Origin of the sequence: Bacillus cereus group sp. MYBK139-1, assembly GCF_051916915.1 — a bacterium.
Classification (GTDB): Bacteria; Bacillota; Bacilli; order Bacillales; family Bacillaceae_G; genus Bacillus_A; species Bacillus_A pacificus.
Genome location: NZ_JBQAHO010000002.1, coordinates 17,485 through 40,150 on the forward strand (window position 1 = coordinate 17,485; position 22,666 = coordinate 40,150).

The following is a 22,666-nucleotide window of genomic DNA, read 5'->3' on the forward strand; positions in this document are numbered from 1 at the left end:
GATTTTTAAGATATATCGATTTACCGACAAAAATTGACACTAATAAATAAACCGAGCTTAAACTCATTAAGCTCGGTTTTCTTTTTTGCTTAAGAAAGAAATGGGATCGCAGTATATATGATACCTGTTCCATCATATTCTCCTGTCGCAAAGTATGAAAATGTAAAGAAACCTGTAAACGTAAAAATTACAATGAGAAAAAGTGCAAAGATAAATTTTAGCATGTAAGGTCCCCTCATCCAAAAGTAACTTCATATATTATTATAGTATAAGGATATTTAATTTCCAATTGTTTACTGGTTAAAAATGAGAAGTCAGACATGTTTTGTATGTTGTCATGGCATGATTATTTGCAATCGATTTTGTGTTTTTTGTAAAAGTCATGTTGTGATGAACGTGTGCATATTCCCAGTCTTGGTCATTAAAATTTATGTTTCGAGGAGGAAGAAGTGGAACGACATCAAATAAGTTGACGAAACGAAAGCTACTAGCTACTTGTAGTTTATAATAATTACGAAATGCAATATCTCCCACTTTTGGGGAGGCAAATGTATACAGACCGTACTGTGCGAAGGCAGTGTTTATACGCGCATCGAGTATATGTAGTGTAGCGAGCGCGCCGCCTAAACTATGACCTGTTGCAAGAAGTTTCTTATGGGCTGGTAATGATACGAGCATATCCATAATAGAATCTCGGCAAGACTCATAAATGGAAAGAAAGCCGTTATGGACATTTCCACTATTTAAAGCATATGGGTATGGTTTTTGGTTAACGAGTGAATCGATAATCCAGTCTGTATCTGTTTGTGTTCCGCGAAAAGCTACAATAATGGTATCCTCAGATTCTAGTATGAATCCGAACCATTCTGTCGTTTGAATGGTTTTTCCTTGAAAGCCTTGTACATATTGAAAACCATCTGGTATTTCAAAAATCCCATTTTGTTTATATTGTTCATACGTTAACTCACAACAAGAAGCTAACAGTATGGCGGTATCTTTATCAAAGGATAAAGGAGTACGCATTAAGGAAGCCTCCTTAAGAAAAGGTATAGTTCAATATATGCAGTGAGGGACTTGATTCATTCTTTTAGAAAAAAAGCTTGAACCTACAGTTACGTGAGGGAGTATGATTTTTGTAAACATACTGTTAGGAGGGGGTAAGATGAGCAAAAGAGAAGGCTATTCAATTGGTGAGTTTTCAAGGGGAACAGGTACAACGATACGAACGCTCCAATATTACGATGAAATTGGATTACTTAAACCTGAAAAGAATGTTAGCTCTGGTCACCGTGTGTACAAAGGAAAAGATATATTAGAGCTACAGAAAATAGTGAGCCTTAAAGTATTAGGATATAGTTTAGAAGAAATAAGCGTCATGTTGAAAATGCCAAGTTTGAATGTAAATTTAAAAGAAACATTGGAGCAACAAAGAAAAGCCTTTGAAGAAAAAAGAAAACAAATTGAAGTTTCGATAAAGGCGCTTGAACGAACAATGGTATGTCTTGAGGAAGATGAAGAGTTGGATAGTGACATATTAATGAGTTTAATTAACAGCATTCAAAAAGAAGCTGAACAACGTTTATGGCTTGAAGAATATGTATCAAAAGAAACAGTTGATGGATTATATAATAAGCCAGAAGAAGAGAGCCTGGCACTTGATAAAGAGTTTGTTCGTTTAGCGAAAGAAGTGAAAAGGTTATTTGGAAGACAAATTGATGATGTAGAAGTGCAAAAACTAGTTGACCAACATATGAAAGCGACTCTTAAGTATGTGGGCGAAGAGACAGTGTATGCTTTAGGAAGATTAGAGAATGCAGAAGAACAATATAATAATATGATGCCATCTCCTTATACGGAAGAAGAAGAGGCGTGGCTTAATGAAGCAATGGAGTATTATATGATTCGAAATGGTTTATCCCGCTTTAATGGGCAGTAAGACCCCCACCTCAAAATTCAGCGAAAGCAAAGAAGTTAGGTGGGGGATCAACTGCCCATAAAAGCCCGATTGGTTCAACTAATAATCAGTGGGGGATGAAGAAAACCCCCACTGATTAAAGTTTCACTTTATATAGTCCACCTAAATAAAAAGAGCCCTATAAGGGCCCTTTTTACTCTTTCCCATCTAATAAACGACCAAGCCCACCTAAAACGCTACCTTCACCAGTGCTTTGCGCTGCTGGGCTTGTCAGACGTGCTGCTAAGCGGCTAAGTGTTAAGGACTGAATCCAAACTGTTCCAGGTCCTTCTAACGTTGCGAAGAATAAACCTTCGCCGCCAAATAGAGCTGTTTTTACTTTTCCAACGAACTCGACATCGTAGTTAATGTCTTTTGTCATGGCAACGAGACAACCTGTATCGATGCGAAGCTTTTCGCCATGTTTTAATTCACGCTTATATACAGTTCCGCCTGCATGCATGAAAGCAAGTCCATCACCTTCAAGTTTCTGCATGATGAAACCTTCACCGCCGAAGAAACCAGTTCCGATTTTTTTCGTAAACTCGATACCGATAGAAACACCTTTTGCGGCACAAAGAAATGCATCTTTTTGACAAACTACTTTTCCTTGATATTCTGTTAAATCTACAGGAATAATTTTACCCGGATAAGGGGCAGCAAATGATACGTGACGCTTGCCGTGACCTGTATTTGTAAATACAGTCATAAACATGCTTTCGCCTGTAACGAGACGCTTACCAGCACCCATCAATTTTCCAAATAAACCTCCAGATGGGCCAGAACCATCGCCGAAGATTGTTTCCATTTCTATGTAATCTTCCATCATCATCATTGCGCCAGCTTCTGCGATCACGCTTTCTTCTGGGTCTAACTCAATTTCAACAAACTGCATATCATCGCCGTATAATTTATACTCGATTTCGTGTGCTCTCATTTTTTTTCACCTCGTATGTAATAGATACTTATATTGTACAGAATTTAATAGGATTAGAATACTTTAGTTTTGTTAACTTTCAAATAAAGTGGGCGCACCCAAAACGGATTAGCAGCTCCCGCCAATCAAACTGTTCACAAATGGGGGGATAAAATATGAATATGGAAATTCAACATTATATTAAAATTATAAAAAAATGGTGGGATGAAAGTGTTCTCATTTGACGTTTTGGATATAGCGTGATATAGTGAAATCACTATTGAGCTACATAATGTGGTACGGAAATAAAGCACGTTGAATTAAAGGCTGTAAGCTTGTTATACATTCATGTCCTTTATATCCACCTTTTCATGTGGATTCATAGTTTCATTTTTATTTAGGAGGTACATGACATGCAAACAGGTAAAGTTAAATGGTTCAACAGCGAAAAAGGTTTCGGTTTCATCGAAGTTGAAGGTGGAGACGATGTATTCGTTCACTTCTCAGCTATCCAAGGTGACGGATTCAAAACTTTAGAAGAAGGTCAAGAAGTTTCTTTCGAAATCGTTGAAGGTAACCGTGGACCACAAGCTGCTAACGTTACAAAAAACTAATTAGCTAGCGATAAAAAGCATTCCGATTTTCGGAATGCTTTTTTTTATTCTTTGGAACTCGACTCATTTGAAGACAATTCGCCCTTAAAGGTACGCTCTTCAAAGTCATCAAGCATTTGCTCATATTCTTCATGTTCTTCCGTAGCGAAAACTTGCGGATTTTTTCCGTACATATCTGTACCGATAAAGTTTTCAAAATCCTCTACGTAGCCTACGTTTTCTTCACTATTTACGTACATGCCATTATAGTTTTTCGAATCTTGTCTTTCTAAATCAGATGGTGTTTCAGACGTTCCGTAATTGGCAACATCTTGCCATGCATCTTCTGCATCATATTCAACAGAATGATCTTCATCATGTTTGTGGAAAGAAGGAGACAATACTTCTTCTTCGACTGGTCGTGTATTCATATTTAACTTATTTGTTGCGTGCTGAACGCATGTTGTAGCGGTTGGCATCGCTTCTAATCTTTCAAACGGAATTTCTTCGCCAGACACTTCGCAAATGCCGTACGTACCCGCTTCTATTTTTTGCAAGGCATGCTTCGTATCCTCTAATTGTTTATGCCAAAGTTCAATAAGCCCGAAGTCTTTTTCACGTTCATATAGCTCTGTTGCCATATCAGCCGGATGGTTATCATAGCTAGATAATTCTCCAACAGATTCACGTTCAGATGCACGATCTTCATTTTCATGTGTTTGTATCGTTTGCTCTAGTTCTTGCTTTTGTTTTTCTAAAACGGATTTAAATTGATTTATTTGTTGTGGAGTTAACATAGTCGTCCACCTTCCTACAATTCAGTTTCTTTACATAGTATGAGCGTTGCGAGTAGGAATTATGAGCTGAATTTGGTATATGAAAAAGGAGCCGCATTAGCAGCTCCTTTTAAAGGAAATATCCAAGTAATAATCCGATTCCCATTAAGAGACCGAAGATTGTATTTGTTTTTGCTGTTGCTATCATCGCAGGTACCATTTCCATTGGAATGCTTTTGCCGATAAAGCCTTTCGTCGCTTTATATGCTTTCGGTGCACTTAAAAATACGATAAGCATCCATGGTGATACGATGCCCACGATAATTAAAGCAATTGTCCAAATGTAGGAAACGATGAACATAGAAGCAAGTACACCAACTGCTCGCTCGCGTCCAACGAGAATTGCTAACGTTTTACGACCGTTTTCTTTATCGCCATCTAAGTCACGGATATTGTTAGCAAGTAAAATGGCACCAATTAAAATTGAGCTTGGAATAGATAGTAAAACGACTTCTGATGTTACAGTTCCAGTTTGAATAAAGAATGAAATCCCGATAATAATGACACCCATAAATAATCCGGCTGTTAACTCTCCAAATGGTGTATAGGCAATTGGAAGGGGGCCACCCGTATAAAGGTAAGCAACGGCCATACAAACAAGACCGATTGCAGCAAGCCACCAGCTAGAATTCATACAAATATAAACACCTAATAGTATTGCGATACCGAAAAATCCAAATGCTAAGTTAAGCACTGTTTTTGGCTGAATGCCATCGCGAACGATAGCGCCGCCGATACCAACTGAACCTTCGTGATCAAGTCCTCTTTTATAATCAAAGTATTCATTAAACATGTTTGTTGCTGCCTGAATGAGAAGACAAGCAAGAAGCATTATAAGGAAAAGAGGGAGATGTATTTGATTTATACCTCCGACCTGCATTGCATAGGCTGTTCCGATGAAAACAGGAACGAAAGCTGCTGTTAATGTATGGGGACGTAGTAAACTCCACCAAATGCGCCAGCCTGTTTGCTTGCTTGGCTTTGGCGCCGTAGGAGAGGAATTCGTTTCGACGTTCATTTCCATGTTGAATCCTCCTTTGGTCACATATTGTACACAACTAAGTGTAGAAAAAGCATCATTTAGTGTCAACGTTTATTTTCTAGGAAGAGAAGGTGAATTTCTCAGAAATGCTAAACGTTGACAGGCCTTTCGTTTGAGGTGTATCTTAAAATCAAGCGTAATTATGACTATTTTTCGCCCATAGGGGGGAGACAATTGTGATTCAAACGAAACAAAAAGGCTTGCAGGAAGTTCTGAGTGCAGCCATTAAGCATGCAACTGATGAAAAAATATTGGTTAGTTTTGTAAAACAAATAGACTGGATGGATCCGCTTCTGTTTTATGCAGCAGGTAAAAGGATCGCATTCGAAAATAGATGTTATTTTGCAGACCCAGCTCAGCATGTAATATTTGCTGGAATTGGTTCTGTTTTCACTATAGCAACTGCTTCTCACAAACGCTTTCAAACTGCTCGTGACGAGTGGGATAAAGTAAAAGAGAAATCATTTGTACAAAGAGAAAGATACGAGTTTGGAACAGGTCCTCTTTTATTTGGTGGATTTTCATTTGACCAAGAAAAAGAGAAAACAGATTTATGGAAAGAATTTGATGATACGACATTTTCACTACCAGCATTTTTATTAACTGTAAAAAATGAAAAAGCATGGTTAACAATGAATACATTCGTTTCGGCAACAGATTGTGCAGAAACTCTTTATAACGAAATTGTTTCTTTAGAAGAGAAAGTTTTGGAGGAGAGTAAATGTGCACTAGGAGGATCTAAATTAACAGTTACTTCTAAAGTAGAAGTAGATCCGAAAGGCTGGATGAAGGCTATTGAGAAAGTGCAAGATGAGATGAAGCAGGGGAACGTGCAGAAGGTTGTATTAGCGAGGGAGCTAAAAGTAGAGATGGATCATCATATTGATTCTGCGCTTGTTTTAGAAGCACTTCGCATTGGGCAACCAGATTGTTACGTATTTTCTTTTGATTATAAAGGAGCATGCTTCTTAGGAGCGACGCCAGAGAGATTAATTCGCAAAGAAGATGAGAAGTTTACTTCAATGTGTCTTGCTGGTTCAACTGGTCATGGTCAATCTATAGAAGAAAGTAAACGAAATAGTGATGCGCTTCTTCATGATGAAAAGAATTTAGCTGAACACGGTTATGTTGTGAACATGATCAGGTCTGTATTAAATGAGCACTGCGAATCCGTTAATATTCCGGAAAGTCCGGGCTTATTAACAACGAAAAACTTAATTCATTTATATACGCCTGTAGAGGCAAAAGGCGATGCGAGTCTTTTAACAATGGTAGAAGAATTACATCCAACACCAGCTCTTGGCGGGACACCTCGTTTGGAAGCGATGAAACTGATTCGTGATGTTGAATTGTTAGACAGAGGATTATATGGTGCACCGATTGGCTGGATAGATGATGAAGGAAATGGTGAATTTGCGGTTGCACTTCGCTGCGGATTATTAAATGGCGAGAAAGCATCCTTATTCGCCGGTTGCGGGATTGTAATTGATTCAGTACCACAACTTGAATATGAAGAAACAAGTTTGAAGTTTAGACCGATGCTTGGTGCTTTGGAGGAATTAATGAAATGAACAATCATATAGAAGCATTATCATATTATTTAGGCGCGTTCGTGGATGAACTGACGCGTCTAAATGTATGTGATGTTGTCATTAGTCCAGGCTCACGGTCAACGCCGATTGCTCTACTAATGGAACAACATGAAGGAATGAACACATATTTACATGTAGATGAAAGATCAGCAGGATTTTTTGCGCTCGGTATCGCAAAAGCGAAAAAACGTCCTGTTGCATTATTATGTACGTCAGGAACGGCTGCAGCGAACTATTATCCAGCTGTATGTGAAGCTTTTCATTCGCGAGTGCCGCTTATCGTCTTAACGGCAGATAGACCGCATGAATTAAGAGATGTCGGTGCACCACAAGCGATGAATCAAATTAATTTATACGGCACGTTTGTGAAGCAATTTACAGAGATGGCAATTCCAGAAGCGAATGAGGCGATGTATCATTACGCTCGCATGACAACGCAGCGTACGATAGCAAGCGCGCTTTTAGCACCGCAAGGACCTGTTCATCTTAATTTTCCAGTTCGTGAACCGCTTATCCCGGACTTCTCATTAGAAAGTTTATGGGATAAAGGACGCGGAGAATATACAGGAGTAGTTCAGCGAGGGAACGTAACGATGCCGAGTGAATATGTAGATTCTCTTGTAGGGCGCCTTTCACATATGGAAAAGGGGCTTATTATTTGTGGAGATGATAGTCATTCAGAAATCGCAACGTTTACAACGCAACTAGCTGAAAAAACTGGATATCCAATATTAGCGGATCCACTTTCTAACATTCGTAGTGGACACCACGATAAAACGATGGTAATCGACTGTTACGATACATTTTTACGAAATGAGCTGTTAAAAGAAACGTGGAAGCCGGAAGTTATAATTCGCTTTGGTGGTATGCCTGTTTCGAAAGCATTAACGCAGTTCATCAAAAAACAAACGAAAGCTGTTCATATCGTTGTTGACGAATCAGGACAATGGAGAGATCCAGCTCTCGTTGCAACAGAAGTTGTCCAAGCAAGTGATATTGCATTTTGCAGTGCACTAATAGAAAAAATGCCAGTTATGAAAAAGAATGTTTGGTCCCAAATGTGGCAACATATAAACGAAAAAACGAAGGAAACGCTTCGTGAAATGGAAACATATGATACTGCGTTTGAAGGAAGAGTCATTACGGATATTGTCCGCGTATTACCAGAAGGAGCAACGTTATTTGCGAGTAATAGTATGCCAATTCGTGATACAGATTCATTCTTTTTCACATCGGATAAAAATATTCAAGTGATGGCTAATCGCGGTGTAAATGGGATTGATGGAATCATTTCGACAGCTTTAGGAGCGAGCATGATTTGCGATCCGCTCGTATTAGTAATCGGTGATTTATCATTTTATCATGATTTAAACGGATTATTAGCCGCAAAATTACATGAGTTAAATATAACGATTGTTGTTGTAAATAATGACGGTGGTGGTATTTTCTCATTCTTACCACAATATGAGAAAAAGGAACATTTCGAATCATTATTTGGAACTCCAATTGGGCTTGACTATGAGCATGTTGTCAACATGTACGGTGGTTCATTTAGCCGTGTAAATGGTTGGGAGCAATTCCGTGAAGAAGTACAAAAGGGAACAACGACAGAAGGTTTACACGTTGTGGAAATTTGTACGAACCGTGATGAAAACTTAACGTTGCACCGTACGTTATGGGCAAAAACACAGGACGTCATTACTACATCGTTGCAAGGTGAATCAAAATGAACGTAACGCTGCAAGGTGTATCGTATGAATATGAAGTAGTCGGAAGCGGAGAACCACTTCTACTTCTTCATGGTTTTACGGGAAGTATGGAAACGTGGCGTTCCTTCATTCCTTCTTGGAGCGAGCAGTTTCAAGTCGTTTTAGTAGACATTGTTGGGCACGGAAAAACGGAAAGTCCTGAAGATGTGACGTATTATGATATTCGAAATGCGGCATTGCAAATGAAAGAACTACTAGATTATCTTCATATTGAAAAGGCGCACATACTCGGCTATTCAATGGGCGGTAGACTGGCGATTACGATGGCGTGTCTATATCCAGAATATGTACGTTCTCTTTTATTAGAAAATTGTACAGCTGGGCTTGAAAGTGAAGATGAGCGAAAAGAACGCTGTGAAAAAGATGAGCGACTTGCTCAAAAAATTGAGCGAGAAGGCATCGAAAGTTTTGTATTGATGTGGGAAAATATTCCGCTGTTTGAAACGCAAAAAAGTTTAGCACAAAACGTACAAGAAGCAGTGCGAAAAGAACGACTTGCTAACAATCCAAAAGGGCTTGCAAATAGCTTGCGCGGCATGGGAACAGGGGCTCAGCCTTCATGGTGGAATGAGCTGAAAAACTTAAAAATGCCTGTTCTTTTAATGAACGGTGAGCATGATGAAAAGTTCTTTCGCATATTAAAAAATATCGAAAAATGCGTCTCTGACGCGAAATTTGTCAAAATTGATGGTGCTGGCCATGCAATTCATGTGGAACAACCGGAAAAGTTTGATACAATAGTAAAGGGATTTCTAAAAACTATGCAGTGATGCTTTTTTCAGTTAAGAATGAAGTTACACTTATAGAGGAGATCAGAAATATACAAGGAGGTAGTTGTAATGGCTATTGAATGGGTAAAAGAAGGCAATTACGAAGATATTATTTATTCAACATACAATGGTATCGCAAAGATTTCGATTAACCGCCCTGAAGTACATAACGCATTCCGTCCTAAAACGGTAATGGAGTTAATCGACGCTTTTGCACAAGCTCGTGATGATGCAAATGTTGGCGTTATCATTTTAACAGGTGAAGGTGGACGTGCATTCTGTTCTGGCGGCGACCAAAAAGTTCGCGGTCATGGCGGATATGTAGGTGACGACCAAATCCCTCGTCTAAATGTATTAGACTTACAACGTCTAATTCGCGCAATTCCTAAACCAGTTATCGCAATGGTAGCAGGTTATGCAATCGGTGGTGGACACGTACTTCATATCGTATGTGACTTAACAATTGCTGCAGACAACGCTGTATTCGGACAAACAGGTCCTAAAGTAGGAAGCTTTGACGGTGGATACGGAGCTGGTTACTTAGCTCGTATGGTAGGCCACAAGAAAGCACGCGAAATTTGGTACCTATGCCGTCAATACAACGCGCAAGAAGCACTTGATATGGGCTTAGTAAATACAGTAGTACCACTAGAACAACTTGAAGCAGAAACAGTACAATGGGCAGAAGAAATTTTAGCAAACAGCCCAATGGCACTTCGTTTCCTAAAAGCTGCATTCAACGCAGACACAGACGGTCTAGCTGGTATTCAACAACTAGCTGGAGATGCAACGTTATTGTACTACACAACTGACGAAGCAAAAGAAGGTCGCGACGCGTTTAAAGAAAAACGCCGTCCAGACTTCGGTCAATTCCCTCGTTTCCCGTGATCAAAAGCGGAGCCGACTGTTTAGCCTCGTTGGCTAAGGTTCTTAGACGGAAGCAGCTCGCCCACAAAGTGAGTCGCAACCAAATGATCAAACCGGAAACAAAACAACTAAGAGACTTGATGTCATATCAAGTCTCTTTCTTTCATGAAAGGAGAATGAGTGATGGATACGATGCCAAATTGGTTAATGCAACGTGCATTTTTAACACCAGATCGCACTGCAATTGAAATAGAGGAAGAGAAAGTTACTTTTATGCAGCTGCATGAAAAAGTAGTATCTGTTTGCGAACACCTTACGCATGTTGGAGTGAAGCGTGGGCAAAAGGTGGCTGTTCTGATGAAAAATGGTATGGAGATGATTACAGTTATTCACGCCCTATCTTACGTAGGTGCAGTAGCTGTGCTTTTAAATACGCGTCTTTCAAGAGAAGAGCTACTTTGGCAAATGGATGATGCTGAAGTTATTTGTTTAGTGACAGATCAAGACTTTGATGCTAAAGATATTCCTGTATATTCATTCGCTGAAGTGATGAATGGACCAAAAGAGGAAGCCTCTATACAAGAAGAGTTTTCTTTAAAAGAAGCAATGACAATTATTTATACGTCTGGGACGACAGGCAAACCGAAAGGCGTTATTTTAACGTACGGCAATCATTGGGCAAGCGCAGTTGGTTCTTCGCTTAATTTAGGCCTTCGTGATGATGATTGCTGGTTAGCTTGTATGCCGATGTTCCACGTTGGTGGGCTATCTCTTTTAATGAAAAACATTATGTACGGCATGCGCATTTTACTCGTTCCGAAATATGATGCTGATTTTATTCATAAAGCACTTCAAACGAGAGGCGTAACAATTATTTCTGTCGTTTCTAAAATGTTAACTGATTTATTAGAGCGACTTGGGGCAGATACATACCCATCTTCTTTACGATGCATGTTACTTGGCGGAGGACCAGCGCCGAAACCACTATTAGAAACGTGTGTAGAAAAAGGAATTCCTGTATATCAAACGTACGGTATGACAGAAACATCGTCGCAAATTTGTACGTTGTCCGCAGATTATATGTTAACGAAAGTAGGATCAGCTGGAAAACCACTATTTCAGTGCCAACTTCGTATTGAAAAAGATGGAGTAGTAGTGCCGGCATTTACAGAAGGCGAAATCGTAGTAAAAGGACCGAACGTAACAGGTGGTTATTTTAACCGTGAAGATGCGACGCGCGAAACAATTCAAAACGGATGGCTTCATACTGGCGACCTCGGTTATTTAGACGAAGAAGGATTTTTATACGTATTAGATCGCCGAAGTGATTTAATTATTTCTGGCGGGGAAAATATATATCCGGCCCAAATTGAAGAAGTGTTACTTTCTCATCCGATGGTAGCGGAAGCTGGTGTTGTCGGCATGACTGACGATAAATGGGGACAAGTACCCGTTGCTTTTGTTGTAAAAAGCGGAGAGGTAACAGAAGAAGAAATTATTCACTTTTGCGAGGCGAAATTAGCGAAATATAAAGTGCCGAAAAAAGCATGTTTCTTAGAGGAATTACCACGAAACGCTTCGAAAAAATTGTTAAGACGAGAGTTAAGACAATTAGTGGAGGAGATGTAAGTGGAAATAAAAAAAGCGACACTTCATATAACGGAAATGCCACTCGTAATCCCGTTTGCTGCAAGCTACGGAACGTATGAAAAGCGTGAAAGTATCGTCATTGAATTAGAAGATACGGACGGGTGTATTGGTTTTGGCGAAGTCGTTGCGTTTTCTGAACCGTGGTATACGGAAGAAACAGTGAAAACCGCGCTGCATGTACTGCAAGATTTTTTAATACCGGATTTATTAAAGGCTGACATTTCTCATCCGAATGAAGTGCCGAGCTTGTTCCAGCATATAAAAAGAAACCGAATGGCAAAGGCGGGAATTGAAGGGGCTATTTGGGATTTATATGCGAAGCGTCAAAAGAGATCACTTGCGACAGTGCTTGGCGGAACGAAGGCTGAAATTGAAGTCGGTGTTGTAATTGGGCTTAATACGATTCCGGTTATGTTAAAACAAATCGAGAAGTACGCTGATGAAGGATACGAGCGTTTTAAAGTGAAAATAAAGCCAGGGCATGACTACGAATTATTGAAAGAGATTCGTAAAGAGTTTCCGCATATCCCGTTAATGGCGGATGCCAATTCAGCGTATACATTAGCGGATACGGAGAGTCTGAAACGACTAGATGAATTCCAATTGATGATGATTGAGCAACCGTTAGCGGATTACGATTTTCTTGATCATGCACAGCTGCAGAAGAAGATTGAAACGCCGATTTGTTTAGACGAAAGTATCCATAGTTTAGAAGACGCACGCGTTGCGATTACACTTGGCAGTTGCCAAATCGTTAATATTAAGCCGGGACGAGTGGGCGGATTAACAGAATCCATCCAAATTCATAATTATTGTATGGAACATAACATACCCGTTTGGTGCGGCGGTATGGTGGAGATGGGAATTTCACGAGCGCAAAATGTTGCGCTTGCCTCATTGCCGAACTTTACGATTCCAGGTGATATATCCGCTTCTAGTAGACATTGGGAGAAGGATATTATTTCACCAGAAGTGACGCTTGAGGGCGGGAAAGTGATTGTACCGCAAAGCGTTGATACTGAGTATGAAGTAGATCGCGGAAGGCTGGCGGAAATCACGAAGCAGCGGATTGTTTTTGAGCGGTAAATTGATTCTTTAAAATAGCGGGCGAATTTCGTCGTTAATTGTCGGTAAGTCGATATTCCTTGTCGAAACGTCGATATAATTCAAGTTGTGGTCGATATATTTGGAAAATCGCTGATATAATTTTATTTACAAAGGTTACTCTAACGAGTAACCTTTTCGTATTGTACAAATTGGATAGACTAGTTTACAATCGAGCGTATAAAAGGGGGAGTAAAATGAAGCGCATTTCCATTTTAATAGCGGATGATGAGGCAGAAATTGCTGATTTAATTGAGATACATTTAGAAAAAGAAGGGTACCACGTCGTGAAAGCAGCTGATGGAGAAGAGGCAATTCATATTATTGAAACGCAGCCAATCGATTTAGTGGTTTTAGATATTATGATGCCGAAAATGGATGGGTATGAAGTGACGCGCCAAATTCGCGCGAAGCATCATATGCCAATCATTTTCTTAAGTGCTAAAACGTCTGATTTTGATAAGGTGACAGGTCTTGTGCTAGGCGCAGATGATTATATGACGAAACCTTTTACACCGATTGAATTAGTCGCACGTGTAAATGCACAATTACGCCGATTTCTTACGTTAAATCAGCCGAAAGTGGCGGAGAATAAATCTGCTTTAGAGGTAGGAGGAGTCGTTATTGATCCTGAGCGAAGAACGGTAAATGTGTACGGAGAACAAGTTGAATTAACACCGAAAGAGTTTGATATTTTATATTTATTAGCGAGTCACCCGAAGAAAGTGTACAATGTGGAAAATATTTTTCAGCAAGTATGGGCCGATGATTATTTTGAAGGCGGAAATACAGTTATGGTACATATTCGTACGTTGCGGAAAAAACTTGGGGAAGATAAAAGAAAGAATAAGTTAATAAAAACAGTGTGGGGAGTAGGTTATACTTTCAATGGCTAAAAAGATGAGAAGTTTTCGCTCGAAGATGGTTATGCTATTTGCGTTAAGTATGGTATTTGCTGGTGGCGTAACGTATATCCTTTATGAAGGGTTACGGATCTATTATAAATTAGTCGTTCGTTTTGAGGATCCGTTAGCTCAAGTCCGGTCGATAATAAGACAAATTGGGGATGTTAATTTCTTTTTAATTATCTTCATCCCTCTGTCCATTATGTTTTTCTTCTTCCTTACTAGGCCGTATTTAAAATATTTTGATGAGATTTCAAATGGAATTCATCATTTGGCGAATGGAGATTTTACAAATGAAGTGCGCGTTTCATCAAATGATGAGTTTGGATATATTGCAAGCGAAATTAATGTAGCGAGTGAGAAATTAAAGGAAGCGGTGGAACGAGGAGACTTCGCAGAAAGTAGTAAGGACCAGCTTATTGTTAACCTAGCTCACGATTTAAGAACTCCATTAACATCCGTGTTAGGATATTTAGATTTAATTCTTAAAGATGAAAATTTAACGAAGGAACAAATTAAACATTTCTCCACAATTGCATATACGAAATCGCAAAGGCTCGAAAGTTTAATTGATGAGTTATTTGAAATTACACGTATGAATTATGGCATGCTAAAGCTGGATAAAAAGCCGATTGATATAAGTGAGCTACTTATACAGTTAGATGAGGAATTGTATCCGTTATTAGAAAAACATCATTTAGAAGCTAGATTGAATGTTGATCCTCATTTGCCGATTAACGGTGATGGAAAATTGTTAGCTAGAGTATTTGAAAACTTGTTAACAAATGCTGTTCGTTACGGATATGATGGGCAATTTGTTGATTTGAATGGGTATATCGATAATGGAGAAGTTGTCGTACAAGTTATAAATTATGGAGATAGCATTCCAGAAGAAGATTTACCGTATCTTTTTGATATGTTTTATACAGGTGATAAATCGAGAACTGAGAATCGTGGCGGGACAGGCCTTGGACTATTTATTGCGAAAAATATTATCGAGCAGCATAACGGTACGATTTCTGCTGAAAGTAATGTAGTTAGAACAATGTTTGAAGTGCGATTGCCAAAAGACGAGAACGTAACAATTTAATAAAAATTTAAACTTTACCCCACTTTTTATTTTAATAGTTTTTTCTATTCTAGACGTAAGTTACGTTAAGGAGGAACTAGAAATGAAAAAGTGGGTATTTATTTCTTTTTTTATCGCATGCACAATCTGTGTAGGCGTTTATATATCACCGTTATTTCAAAAAGAAGTTGATGTGAAAATCGGCGGGGAAAATAGTGCAGTAAAGAATGAAAATATGAAAAAGATAGAGGTTACAAAAGAAGAAATTTATAAAGGGGATCTATTATTAGTTAATAAAGACTACCCAGTGAAAAAAGATAGTATTAGGTCTGACATTATAAATGTAAATCACAGTAGTGAATTAGTGAGAGGCTACGTAATATTTGATAGAAATCTTCGTTTATCAAAGGATGTTGTAAAAAAGTTTTTGAACGTTGTCGATGCGGCTGGAAAAGATGGTGTACAACATTTCTTAATGAATAGCGGGTATAGAGATTTTAAAGAACAAAGTAAATTATATAAAGACATGGGATCTGATTATGCACTCCCGGCAGGATGTAGTGAACATAATTTAGGGTTATCACTGGACGTTGGATCAACGCAAAAGAAAATGGAAAAAGCGCCTGAAGGAAAATGGATTGAAGAGAACGTATGGAAGCACGGCTTTGTTTTACGTTATCCGAAAAATAAAAGCAATATAACAGGCATTCAATATGAGCCGTGGCACATTCGTTATGTCGGCTTACCTCATAGTGCGATTATGCAAAAAAAGAAAATGACATTAGAGGAATACTTAGACTTCTTGAAAGAGAAAAAAGAAATCACAACCGATGTGGAAGGTAAGAAATATACGGTGTCTTATTATAAAGTATCCGGGAACAGGACAGTGAATGTTCCCGCGAATAAGCAGTATGAAGTTTCGGGGAATAATATGGATGGGGTTATTGTGACGGTTCAGGAATAGAGAAAAAGTTATCTGAAGTAGATAGCTTTTTTTCATGATTGGCCGCCTATCAAGCTAGCGAAATAAATCAATGGATACGAAATCGGATTGTCTTTAAACTAACAAATAAAAGTAGGGGTGCTAAAAAAGCTTATTAAAGTGCGATTTTTTTATTAGGTACTTGTCTATGCTTTATCGTTGTTTTATACACAATATCGGATTATAAAAAATGGTACCTTCTTATATCGATGAGATTTAAGACCATTCTTTTTAAGCAGTTGATAAAGGCGATTACTTGAAATAGGAACGAAAAGGAATTATTAATTATATAAATTGCTCTATATTTGCACCGAATGAATTAGTTATGAGATTTATTTTAAATGTCATTAAATAATTGTTTTATACAAATTGATAGTAACAAATATTGATGATTATTAATAGACTAGTTAAATTTTTCTTAATATTTTATTATTTAAAATGCGAGATAATAAAAGTGTATTTTTATTGTTTTCTGCTGTTATATTTTTAGGAGGGAGAATGGTAGATGAAAAAGAAATTTATCACGGGGATGATTTCTGCTGCATTATTGCTGAGCTTTACTTTACCATCAATTGCTGATGCAAGTATTGAAACGGAAGAAGATGGTATTGTAACGGAGTATATCCCTGAAATCAATCTAGGCATTGATTTATCAAAGGTTGATACTTCTGACTTCGATTTTGAAAATTTCGAAAAAGAGTATGGGTTTTTAGTAAATGACCCTGTTTTTTTACAACTAGAGGAGGAAGTAAGTAAACTAAGGGTTGAATCTGTTGTTGAAAAAAATCCTTTTACTGGCGAATTGGTTGTTAAGCAGGAGATATTGCCTGCTATTGTTCTTGGTGCATTAAGAGTATTAGTTTCAAAAGTAGGTAGAACTGCTGCGGATAAAGCCTGGGCGGTTGCGCGTCCATATGTACAAAAGGCACTCAATTCTCCGAAGCAATATATTTTAGAAGCAGCTAAGGGTGGAATGATAATACAAGTACGTTCTAAAGCTACTGGTAACCGAGTTTTTGCCATAGATTATCATTATATTGATGGAAAAGGTCCTATCTTACATTATCATAGTCCTCCTAATGTTGGTGCACATAAATATTTTAGATAATGTCTAAGGAGCTTATATCTATGAAAAAATATAACTTTGAAGATTCGATTCATATGCATTTATTTTATTACAGGGATATAGAAGAGGTTTTTACATATGAGGCTATAGCTTATAAAGTATGTAATGAAAATTTATGGGTAGTGTATTTTGATATTTCTTACTATGATGATTTATCAAATCATCAATTTTCTCAGTATCCATTCTATGATAAGTATGGATATGAAATTCTCCATGTTCGTACAAAAGATCTAGATGAGTGTGAAGGAAATAAATTATTTACTGATTGGTTAATTAATAATTCAATTGTTTAGTTCTAGCCAGCTATTGGTGGGCAGTAAGGCTTCCACCTCAAAAGTTGGTGAAGGCTAATCCACACTGATTAAAGTTTCATTTTATAAATCTATCTATCACCAAAAGGCCTATCAATTTAAGTGCTTTTTGGTTTTTTATTTATGATAGAGAAATGTCTTGAAAAATCAGAGGCACAATGTACTAAAAATATCTTAACATATAAAATTTACGAAATGATAATTGTATCTATTATTGGGAATTAAACATTATAACGTTATATTTACTTCTCCCTTTTTTTGTGTTACGCTAAACGTGTGAAAGAGATATAAAAATGAAATTTTAATGTAAGCGTATTCTTATGGCTTCTTATAGAAAAGGGTGAAGTACAATGACAGAACGATTCGTACTACGTAACGTGAAACGTGTGAACGGGGAAGAAATTGACATTGTAATTGAAAATAATAAAATCGCACAGGTGACGAAAGCTGGTGCTGGTGAGGGTGGAAAGGTTCTTGATTACTCAGGTACTTACGTATCGAGTGGCTGGATTGATTTGCACGTTCATGCTTTTCCAGAGTTTGATCCGTATGGCGATGAGGTGGACGAAATTGGCGTTAAGCAAGGGGTAACGACAATTGTTGATGCGGGTAGCTGCGGAGCTGATCGTATTGCAGATTTAGTAAAAAGTAGGGAGCAGGCGAAAACGAATTTATTTGCCTTTTTAAATATTTCTCGCATCGGTTTGAAACGAATTGATGAATTATCCAATATGGAATGGATCGATAAAGAGAAAGTAATAGAAGCAGTAGAAAAGTATAAAGATGTAATCGTTGGGTTAAAGGCGAGAATGAGTAAAAGTGTCGTTTGTGATAGCGGAATTGAACCGCTTCATATAGCGCGTGATTTATCCCGTGAAACATCATTACCGATTATGGTACATATCGGTTCAGCGCCTCCTCGCATTGAGGAAGTTGTACCTCTTTTAGAAAAAGATGATGTGATTACACATTACTTAAACGGGAAAGAAAATAATTTATTTGATGAAGAAGGCAAACCGCTACCTGTGTTACTAGATGCAGTGAATCGCGGCGTACATTTAGATGTTGGTCACGGTAATGCTAGTTTTTCTTTTAAAGTAGCAGAGGCGGCGAAGCGTCACGATATCATCTTTAATACGATTAGTACAGATATTTACCGGAAGAATCGCGTTCACGGTCCCGTGTATAGTATGGCTCACGTTCTTTCGAAATTCCTTTACTTAGGTTATCCGCTAGAAGAAGTAATTGATGCGGTGACGAAAAATGCAGCAGAGTGGCTTAAGAAACCAGAGCTTGGCCGTATTCAAGAAGGCGATATTGCAAACTTAACTTTATTTACGGTGAAAGATGAGAAGATTACGTTAATTGATTCAGAAGGGGATCAGCGCATCGCTGAAAGAAGAATTGATACGAAAGGGGTTGTAATCAATGGGTCATTCATTGAATGCTAAGTATGGATTAAAAAGAGTGATTAATGCGAGCGGTAGAATGAGTATTTTAGGTGTATCCGCTCCGACAGATACAGTTATGGATGCAATGAAACATGGGGGACAAAATTATGTGGAAATTGCTGATTTAGTAGATAAAGCAGGAGATCATATTGCGAGAATTCTAGATTCAGAGGCAGCGGTCGTTGTGAATTCAGCATCGAGCGGAATTGCGCTTTCTATCGCAGCAATCGTGACGGAAGGAAATCGCCGTAAAAGTGAAAGACTTCATCAAGAGGTCATCGCGAAAAACGAAGTGATTATGTTAAAAGGTCATAACGTTCAATACGGTGCTCCTGTTGAAACGATGATTTATTTAGGCGGAGGAAAACTTGTAGAAGTTGGCTACGCAAATGAAGGGAAAGCAGAGCATATTGAAGACGCGATTGGTGAAAATACAGCGGCGATTCTTTATGTGAAATCCCATCATGCAGTACAAAAAAATATGATTTCTGTTGAAGAAGCATGGGAAGTTGCGCAGCGAAATAACATCCCGCTTATCGTCGATGCGGCAGCTGAAGAAGATATTCAAAAATATGTGAAGTATTCAGACCTTGCCATTTATAGCGGTTCAAAAGCAATTGAAGGACCTACTTCTGGTATTGTTGGCGGGAAACGAAAATATATTGAGTGGCTGAAAGTGCAATTACATTGCATTGGAAGAAGTATGAAAGTTGGGAAAGAAACAACTTTTGGTTTACTGCAAGCACTTGATGAGTACGGAGTAAAAGAAGATAAGAGCGAGCAAGAAAAAGAGTTATTACAAGTACTTATGCCGCTAAAAGAATTAAACGGTGTAAATGTAACGATCGTTCAAGATGAAGCGGGAAGAGCAATCTTTAGAGCTCGTATTCATATTGACGAGAAAGAATTAAAAAAATCAGCAAAAGACGTTGTGACAGCATTACGCGAAGGGGAAATTGCAATTTACACACGTGATTACGGAGTAAGACAAGGATTCTTTGATATTGATCCACGTCCACTTTTAGGTGATGACATACATGTGATTGAAGAAAAATTGAGAGAAATTGTAGGGGGAAACTAAAATGACAAACATTCAAAAACGTTTTTATAAAGGCCGCGTAGCATTAAATGTATTAGCGAACAATATCGAAAACGCGAAAGATATTTTTGAAGCAGCAGAAGGTTATGTAGTAGTGGGAGTGTTATCAAAAGACTATCCAACAGTAGAAGAAGCAGTTACAGCGATGAAAGCATACGGAAAAGAAATTGAGGATGCTGTATCGATCGGACTAGGAGCAGGAGATAATCGACAAGCGGCAGTTGTAGCTGAAATTGCGAAACATTATCCAGGTAGCCATATTAACCAAGTGTTCCCTTCAGTTGGAGCGACACGTGCAAATCTTGGTGGAAAAGATAGCTGGATTAATAGTTTAGTATCGCCAACAGGAAAAGTAGGGTACGTAAATATTTCTACTGGTCCAATTAGTGCAGCTGGAGAAGAAAAAGCAATCGTTCCAATTAAAACAGCGATTGCACTTGTACGTGATATGGGTGGAAATTCATTGAAATACTTCCCAATGAAAGGGCTAGCTCATGAAGAAGAATATCGCGCAGTTGCGAAGGCTTGTGGGGAAGAAGGATTCGCATTAGAGCCAACAGGCGGAATTGATAAAGAAAACTTTGAAACAATTGTACGTATTGCGCTTGAAGCAAATGTAGAGCAAGTGATCCCGCACGTGTATTCTTCTATTATTGATAAAGAAACTGGTAATACGAAAACAGAAGATGTTCGCGAATTATTAGCAGTCGTGAAGAAGTTAGTTGATCAATATGCGTAAGAAAATCGCAGCATTCGGTGAAGTAATGATGCGCCTGCAAGTACCAGGATATGAGTTGTTGTCGCAAGCTAACACATTACATTACTCATTTTCTGGTACAGGTGTGAACGTTGCGGCAGCACTTTCTCATCTCGGTCACGAAGGCTTTCTTATTTCGACTTTACCGGAAAATTCGGTTGGAGATGCTGCGGTATCACACATTCAGAAATTAGGTATTCGTCCTTCATTTATTTCAAGAGGCGGTAAATATGTCGGCATGTACTTTTTAGAAAATGGATTTGGGGCACGTGCGAGCCGCGTTACATATTCAAATCGATTAGAAAGTAGCTTCAATACGGCATGTGAAGACATGTATCAATTTGAAGAAATCGCAAAGGAAATTGATATCGTTCATTTTTGCGGGATTACACTTGCGATGAATGATACGGTGCGTCATCATATGAAATCTTTAGCGAAAGCAGTGAAAGAAAACGGAGGAACTGTCGTCTTTGATTGCAATTATCGTCCGTCACTTTGGGGAGAAGACGGATATGAACAGGCGAGACCGCATTATGAAGAAATGTTAGGGCTAGCTGATATTGTAATGATGAATGAAAAAGATGCGATGTTTATTCTTGGAATGAAAACAGAAGAGACAGAGCGAGAGGCGCAGCTTGTTGATCTTATTCCAAAAGTAGCTGAAACGTATCATATCGCTACAATCGCTGGTACACATCGCTCTATTAATAGCGATAATACACACTCGCTTCGCGGATTTATATGTAAAGATGGTGCGTTCACTTTTGCAAAAACACTTACGTTTTCTGTATATGATAGAATAGGTGCTGGAGATGCTTATACGAGCGGGATTATTCATGGCGAGATAGAAGAGTTTGCACCAGAGAAAGCTGTTTCATTTGCGTCAGCAGCTGGAATGCTTGCACATACAATCGTCGGTGATACGCCAATGTCATCAGAGAAGGATATACTTCGGGCAATGACGGCATCAGTAGGTGATGTAGAAAGGTAGTGGGTGTAACGGTGAACGTAACGAGGAAAAAAGGACCATTATATTTACAAATAAAAAACATTATTCGTGATCGAATATTGCATGGTGTATATGCGATTCATACGAATATTCCTTCCGAACCACAGTTAGAAGAAGAGTTCAAAGTGAGTAAAATTACAGTGCGAAATGCAATTAAAGAACTCGCTCAAGAAGGATATTTAGAAAAGAAAAGCGGTAAAGGAACGAAAGTTATCCGTAATACTTCTGCGACAAAGTTGTCAAAGGGTAAAAAATTTACAGAAGTGTTAGTGGAAGAAGGATATAAAGTACAAAAGAAATTGCTAAAAGCAGAAATCGTTCATAATGAAGAAGGAACGGTGCCATTTCGATTATTCGGTAAGGAAAGTTTTCGCATTGAACGTTTATATACGTTAAATGATGCACCGTACATTCATTATACGCACTATTTCTCAGCACACATGGCAAGTACAGATTTATCGGACTTTGACTTGCAATCGCTTTACGATTTAGTTGAGGACCGAGGTATACATTTAGAAAACTTCAGAGATGAATTCGCTGTTGGACTTGCGCCTAGTTTCGTTGCCGAAGCGTTAGGTGAAAAAGAGGAGACAGCGCTATTAAAACGTATGCGCTATTCTTACGATGAAGTTGGAGAAGTGATTGAATATAGCGAAGGCTACTACAATACAGAAATGCAGCATTATGTAGTGAATTATGACGTATAAAAAAGAGGGGATTTTCCCTCTTTTTTTATCCCCCGTTAACGGACAGTAAAACCCCCACCTCAAAATTCAGTTGGAGCAAAGAAGTTAGGTGGGAGTCGGGCTGTCCATAAACGTCCGATTGGTTCAACTAATAATCAGTGGGGGATGAACAAAACCC

23 protein-coding genes and 1 pseudogene are annotated in these 22,666 nt (G+C 38.4%); 18 read left to right on the forward strand and 6 right to left on the reverse strand.

Annotated features, from left to right (window positions below):
- Positions 1-89 precede the first annotated feature (89 nt).
- Entirely contained in the window at positions 90-224 is a 135-nt protein-coding gene (locus ACTFRS_RS11105) for a hypothetical protein (protein ID WP_000911070.1), read from the reverse strand.
- A 76-nt stretch (positions 225-300) separates the two neighbouring features.
- Positions 301-1,023: a lipase family protein gene (locus ACTFRS_RS11110; protein WP_088327206.1), complete on the reverse strand. Its 723-nt coding sequence runs from the start codon at positions 1,021-1,023 to the stop codon at positions 301-303.
- Positions 1,024-1,162: 139 nt separating this feature from the next.
- Between ACTFRS_RS11110 and ACTFRS_RS11115 the strand changes: the two genes are divergently transcribed.
- Complete coding sequence (locus ACTFRS_RS11115) at positions 1,163-1,936, forward strand: MerR family transcriptional regulator (protein ID WP_139869535.1); 774 nt, start codon at positions 1,163-1,165, stop codon at positions 1,934-1,936.
- A gap of 172 nt (positions 1,937-2,108) precedes the next feature.
- Here ACTFRS_RS11115 and ACTFRS_RS11120 read toward each other — a convergent pair whose 3' ends face one another.
- Entirely contained in the window at positions 2,109-2,891 is a 783-nt protein-coding gene (locus ACTFRS_RS11120) for a TIGR00266 family protein (RefSeq protein WP_001201255.1), read from the reverse strand.
- A 392-nt stretch (positions 2,892-3,283) separates the two neighbouring features.
- On the opposite strand from ACTFRS_RS11120, the gene cspD reads away from it, so the two are divergent.
- A complete protein-coding gene (gene cspD / locus ACTFRS_RS11125; RefSeq protein WP_001193054.1) occupies positions 3,284-3,484 on the forward strand; it encodes a cold-shock protein CspD in 201 nt (66 codons plus the stop codon).
- A 44-nt stretch (positions 3,485-3,528) separates the two neighbouring features.
- On the opposite strand, the gene ACTFRS_RS11130 is transcribed toward cspD, so the two are convergent.
- Positions 3,529-4,260: a yteA family sporulation protein gene (locus ACTFRS_RS11130; protein ID WP_061182731.1), complete on the reverse strand. Its 732-nt coding sequence runs from the start codon at positions 4,258-4,260 to the stop codon at positions 3,529-3,531.
- Between the two features lie 109 nt (positions 4,261-4,369).
- A complete protein-coding gene (locus ACTFRS_RS11135) occupies positions 4,370-5,323 on the reverse strand; it encodes a 1,4-dihydroxy-2-naphthoate polyprenyltransferase (RefSeq protein WP_000425748.1) in 954 nt (317 codons plus the stop codon).
- 194 nt (positions 5,324-5,517) lie between these two features.
- On the opposite strand from ACTFRS_RS11135, the gene ACTFRS_RS11140 reads away from it, so the two are divergent.
- The 9 genes from ACTFRS_RS11140 to ACTFRS_RS11180 all read left to right on the forward strand — a co-directional run bounded on the left by ACTFRS_RS11140 (position 5,518) and on the right by ACTFRS_RS11180 (position 16,031).
- A complete protein-coding gene (locus tag ACTFRS_RS11140; protein ID WP_440025429.1) occupies positions 5,518-6,912 on the forward strand; it encodes an isochorismate synthase in 1,395 nt (464 codons plus the stop codon).
- A complete protein-coding gene (gene menD, locus ACTFRS_RS11145; RefSeq protein WP_440025427.1) occupies positions 6,909-8,663 on the forward strand; it encodes a 2-succinyl-5-enolpyruvyl-6-hydroxy-3-cyclohexene-1-carboxylic-acid synthase in 1,755 nt (584 codons plus the stop codon). Before ACTFRS_RS11140 ends, menD begins: the two co-directional genes overlap by 4 nt.
- On the forward strand, positions 8,660-9,472 hold the full coding sequence (gene menH / locus ACTFRS_RS11150) for a 2-succinyl-6-hydroxy-2,4-cyclohexadiene-1-carboxylate synthase (protein ID WP_440025425.1): 813 nt from the start codon (positions 8,660-8,662) through the stop codon (positions 9,470-9,472). Before menD ends, menH begins: the two co-directional genes overlap by 4 nt.
- 69 nt (positions 9,473-9,541) lie before the next feature.
- On the forward strand, positions 9,542-10,360 hold the full coding sequence (gene menB / locus ACTFRS_RS11155) for a 1,4-dihydroxy-2-naphthoyl-CoA synthase (RefSeq protein WP_061185000.1): 819 nt from the start codon (positions 9,542-9,544) through the stop codon (positions 10,358-10,360).
- Positions 10,361-10,522: 162 nt separating this feature from the next.
- On the forward strand, positions 10,523-11,968 hold the full coding sequence (locus ACTFRS_RS11160) for an o-succinylbenzoate--CoA ligase (RefSeq protein WP_431085325.1): 1,446 nt from the start codon (positions 10,523-10,525) through the stop codon (positions 11,966-11,968).
- Complete coding sequence (gene menC / locus ACTFRS_RS11165) at positions 11,969-13,075, forward strand: o-succinylbenzoate synthase (protein WP_440025422.1); 1,107 nt, start codon at positions 11,969-11,971, stop codon at positions 13,073-13,075.
- Between the two features lie 215 nt (positions 13,076-13,290).
- The gene (locus ACTFRS_RS11170; protein WP_000822490.1) at positions 13,291-13,989 is read left to right on the forward strand and encodes a response regulator transcription factor; all 699 of its coding nucleotides are present in this window, start codon (positions 13,291-13,293) and stop codon (positions 13,987-13,989) included.
- Positions 13,982-15,088, forward strand: coding sequence for an ATP-binding protein (locus tag ACTFRS_RS11175; protein WP_440025420.1), 1,107 nt, complete (start codon positions 13,982-13,984; stop codon positions 15,086-15,088). The genes ACTFRS_RS11170 and ACTFRS_RS11175 overlap by 8 nt, the downstream gene beginning before the upstream one ends.
- A gap of 82 nt (positions 15,089-15,170) precedes the next feature.
- Positions 15,171-16,031: a M15 family metallopeptidase gene (locus ACTFRS_RS11180; RefSeq protein WP_440025418.1), complete on the forward strand. Its 861-nt coding sequence runs from the start codon at positions 15,171-15,173 to the stop codon at positions 16,029-16,031.
- A 133-nt stretch (positions 16,032-16,164) separates the two neighbouring features.
- Here the strand turns inward: ACTFRS_RS11180 and ACTFRS_RS11185 are convergent.
- A pseudogene (locus ACTFRS_RS11185) lies at positions 16,165-16,356 on the reverse strand (hypothetical protein); the annotation flags it as partial.
- A 198-nt stretch (positions 16,357-16,554) separates the two neighbouring features.
- Between ACTFRS_RS11185 and ACTFRS_RS11190 the strand changes: the two are divergent.
- From ACTFRS_RS11190 to ACTFRS_RS11220, 7 genes are all read left to right on the forward strand, one after another.
- Positions 16,555-17,157: a hypothetical protein gene (locus ACTFRS_RS11190; protein WP_242294885.1), complete on the forward strand. Its 603-nt coding sequence runs from the start codon at positions 16,555-16,557 to the stop codon at positions 17,155-17,157.
- 20 nt (positions 17,158-17,177) lie between these two features.
- Entirely contained in the window at positions 17,178-17,468 is a 291-nt protein-coding gene (locus ACTFRS_RS11195) for a DUF3986 family protein (RefSeq protein WP_429777492.1), read from the forward strand.
- A 368-nt stretch (positions 17,469-17,836) separates the two neighbouring features.
- A complete protein-coding gene (locus ACTFRS_RS11200) occupies positions 17,837-18,937 on the forward strand; it encodes an amidohydrolase/deacetylase family metallohydrolase (protein WP_242294884.1) in 1,101 nt (366 codons plus the stop codon).
- On the forward strand, positions 18,915-20,018 hold the full coding sequence (locus ACTFRS_RS11205; RefSeq protein WP_242294883.1) for a DgaE family pyridoxal phosphate-dependent ammonia lyase: 1,104 nt from the start codon (positions 18,915-18,917) through the stop codon (positions 20,016-20,018). Before ACTFRS_RS11200 ends, ACTFRS_RS11205 begins: the two co-directional genes overlap by 23 nt.
- Position 20,019: 1 nt before the next feature.
- On the forward strand, positions 20,020-20,775 hold the full coding sequence (gene dagF, locus ACTFRS_RS11210) for a 2-dehydro-3-deoxy-phosphogluconate aldolase (protein ID WP_139869549.1): 756 nt from the start codon (positions 20,020-20,022) through the stop codon (positions 20,773-20,775).
- Positions 20,768-21,784 (forward strand): sugar kinase, encoded by a 1,017-nt coding sequence (locus ACTFRS_RS11215; RefSeq protein ID WP_139869550.1) that lies wholly within the window; start codon positions 20,768-20,770, stop codon positions 21,782-21,784. Before dagF ends, ACTFRS_RS11215 begins: the two co-directional genes overlap by 8 nt.
- Positions 21,784-22,509, forward strand: a complete 726-nt coding sequence (locus tag ACTFRS_RS11220) for a GntR family transcriptional regulator (RefSeq protein WP_440025415.1) — start codon at positions 21,784-21,786, stop codon at positions 22,507-22,509. The genes ACTFRS_RS11215 and ACTFRS_RS11220 overlap by 1 nt, the downstream gene beginning before the upstream one ends.
- Positions 22,510-22,666 lie beyond the last annotated feature (157 nt).

What these genes read in the sequence shown, in the direction of transcription:
- ACTFRS_RS11105 (WP_000911070.1), bottom strand. Translation starts at nt 224, where the DNA reads ATGCTAAAATTTATCTTTGCACTTTTTCTCATTGTAATTTTTACGTTT.
- ACTFRS_RS11110 (WP_088327206.1), bottom strand. Translation starts at nt 1,023, where the DNA reads ATGCGTACTCCTTTATCCTTTGATAAAGATACCGCCATACTGTTAGCT.
- ACTFRS_RS11115 (WP_139869535.1), top strand. Translation starts at nt 1,163, where the DNA reads ATGAGCAAAAGAGAAGGCTATTCAATTGGTGAGTTTTCAAGGGGAACA.
- ACTFRS_RS11120 (WP_001201255.1), bottom strand. Translation starts at nt 2,891, where the DNA reads ATGAGAGCACACGAAATCGAGTATAAATTATACGGCGATGATATGCAG.
- cspD (WP_001193054.1), top strand. Translation starts at nt 3,284, where the DNA reads ATGCAAACAGGTAAAGTTAAATGGTTCAACAGCGAAAAAGGTTTCGGT.
- ACTFRS_RS11130 (WP_061182731.1), bottom strand. Translation starts at nt 4,260, where the DNA reads ATGTTAACTCCACAACAAATAAATCAATTTAAATCCGTTTTAGAAAAA.
- ACTFRS_RS11135 (WP_000425748.1), bottom strand. Translation starts at nt 5,323, where the DNA reads ATGGAAATGAACGTCGAAACGAATTCCTCTCCTACGGCGCCAAAGCCA.
- menD (WP_440025427.1), top strand. Translation starts at nt 6,909, where the DNA reads ATGAACAATCATATAGAAGCATTATCATATTATTTAGGCGCGTTCGTG.
- menH (WP_440025425.1), top strand. Translation starts at nt 8,660, where the DNA reads ATGAACGTAACGCTGCAAGGTGTATCGTATGAATATGAAGTAGTCGGA.
- menB (WP_061185000.1), top strand. Translation starts at nt 9,542, where the DNA reads ATGGCTATTGAATGGGTAAAAGAAGGCAATTACGAAGATATTATTTAT.
- ACTFRS_RS11160 (WP_431085325.1), top strand. Translation starts at nt 10,523, where the DNA reads ATGGATACGATGCCAAATTGGTTAATGCAACGTGCATTTTTAACACCA.
- ACTFRS_RS11170 (WP_000822490.1), top strand. Translation starts at nt 13,291, where the DNA reads ATGAAGCGCATTTCCATTTTAATAGCGGATGATGAGGCAGAAATTGCT.
- ACTFRS_RS11175 (WP_440025420.1), top strand. Translation starts at nt 13,982, where the DNA reads ATGGCTAAAAAGATGAGAAGTTTTCGCTCGAAGATGGTTATGCTATTT.
- ACTFRS_RS11180 (WP_440025418.1), top strand. Translation starts at nt 15,171, where the DNA reads ATGAAAAAGTGGGTATTTATTTCTTTTTTTATCGCATGCACAATCTGT.
- ACTFRS_RS11190 (WP_242294885.1), top strand. Translation starts at nt 16,555, where the DNA reads ATGAAAAAGAAATTTATCACGGGGATGATTTCTGCTGCATTATTGCTG.
- ACTFRS_RS11195 (WP_429777492.1), top strand. Translation starts at nt 17,178, where the DNA reads ATGAAAAAATATAACTTTGAAGATTCGATTCATATGCATTTATTTTAT.
- ACTFRS_RS11200 (WP_242294884.1), top strand. Translation starts at nt 17,837, where the DNA reads ATGACAGAACGATTCGTACTACGTAACGTGAAACGTGTGAACGGGGAA.
- ACTFRS_RS11205 (WP_242294883.1), top strand. Translation starts at nt 18,915, where the DNA reads ATGGGTCATTCATTGAATGCTAAGTATGGATTAAAAAGAGTGATTAAT.
- dagF (WP_139869549.1), top strand. Translation starts at nt 20,020, where the DNA reads ATGACAAACATTCAAAAACGTTTTTATAAAGGCCGCGTAGCATTAAAT.
- ACTFRS_RS11215 (WP_139869550.1), top strand. Translation starts at nt 20,768, where the DNA reads ATGCGTAAGAAAATCGCAGCATTCGGTGAAGTAATGATGCGCCTGCAA.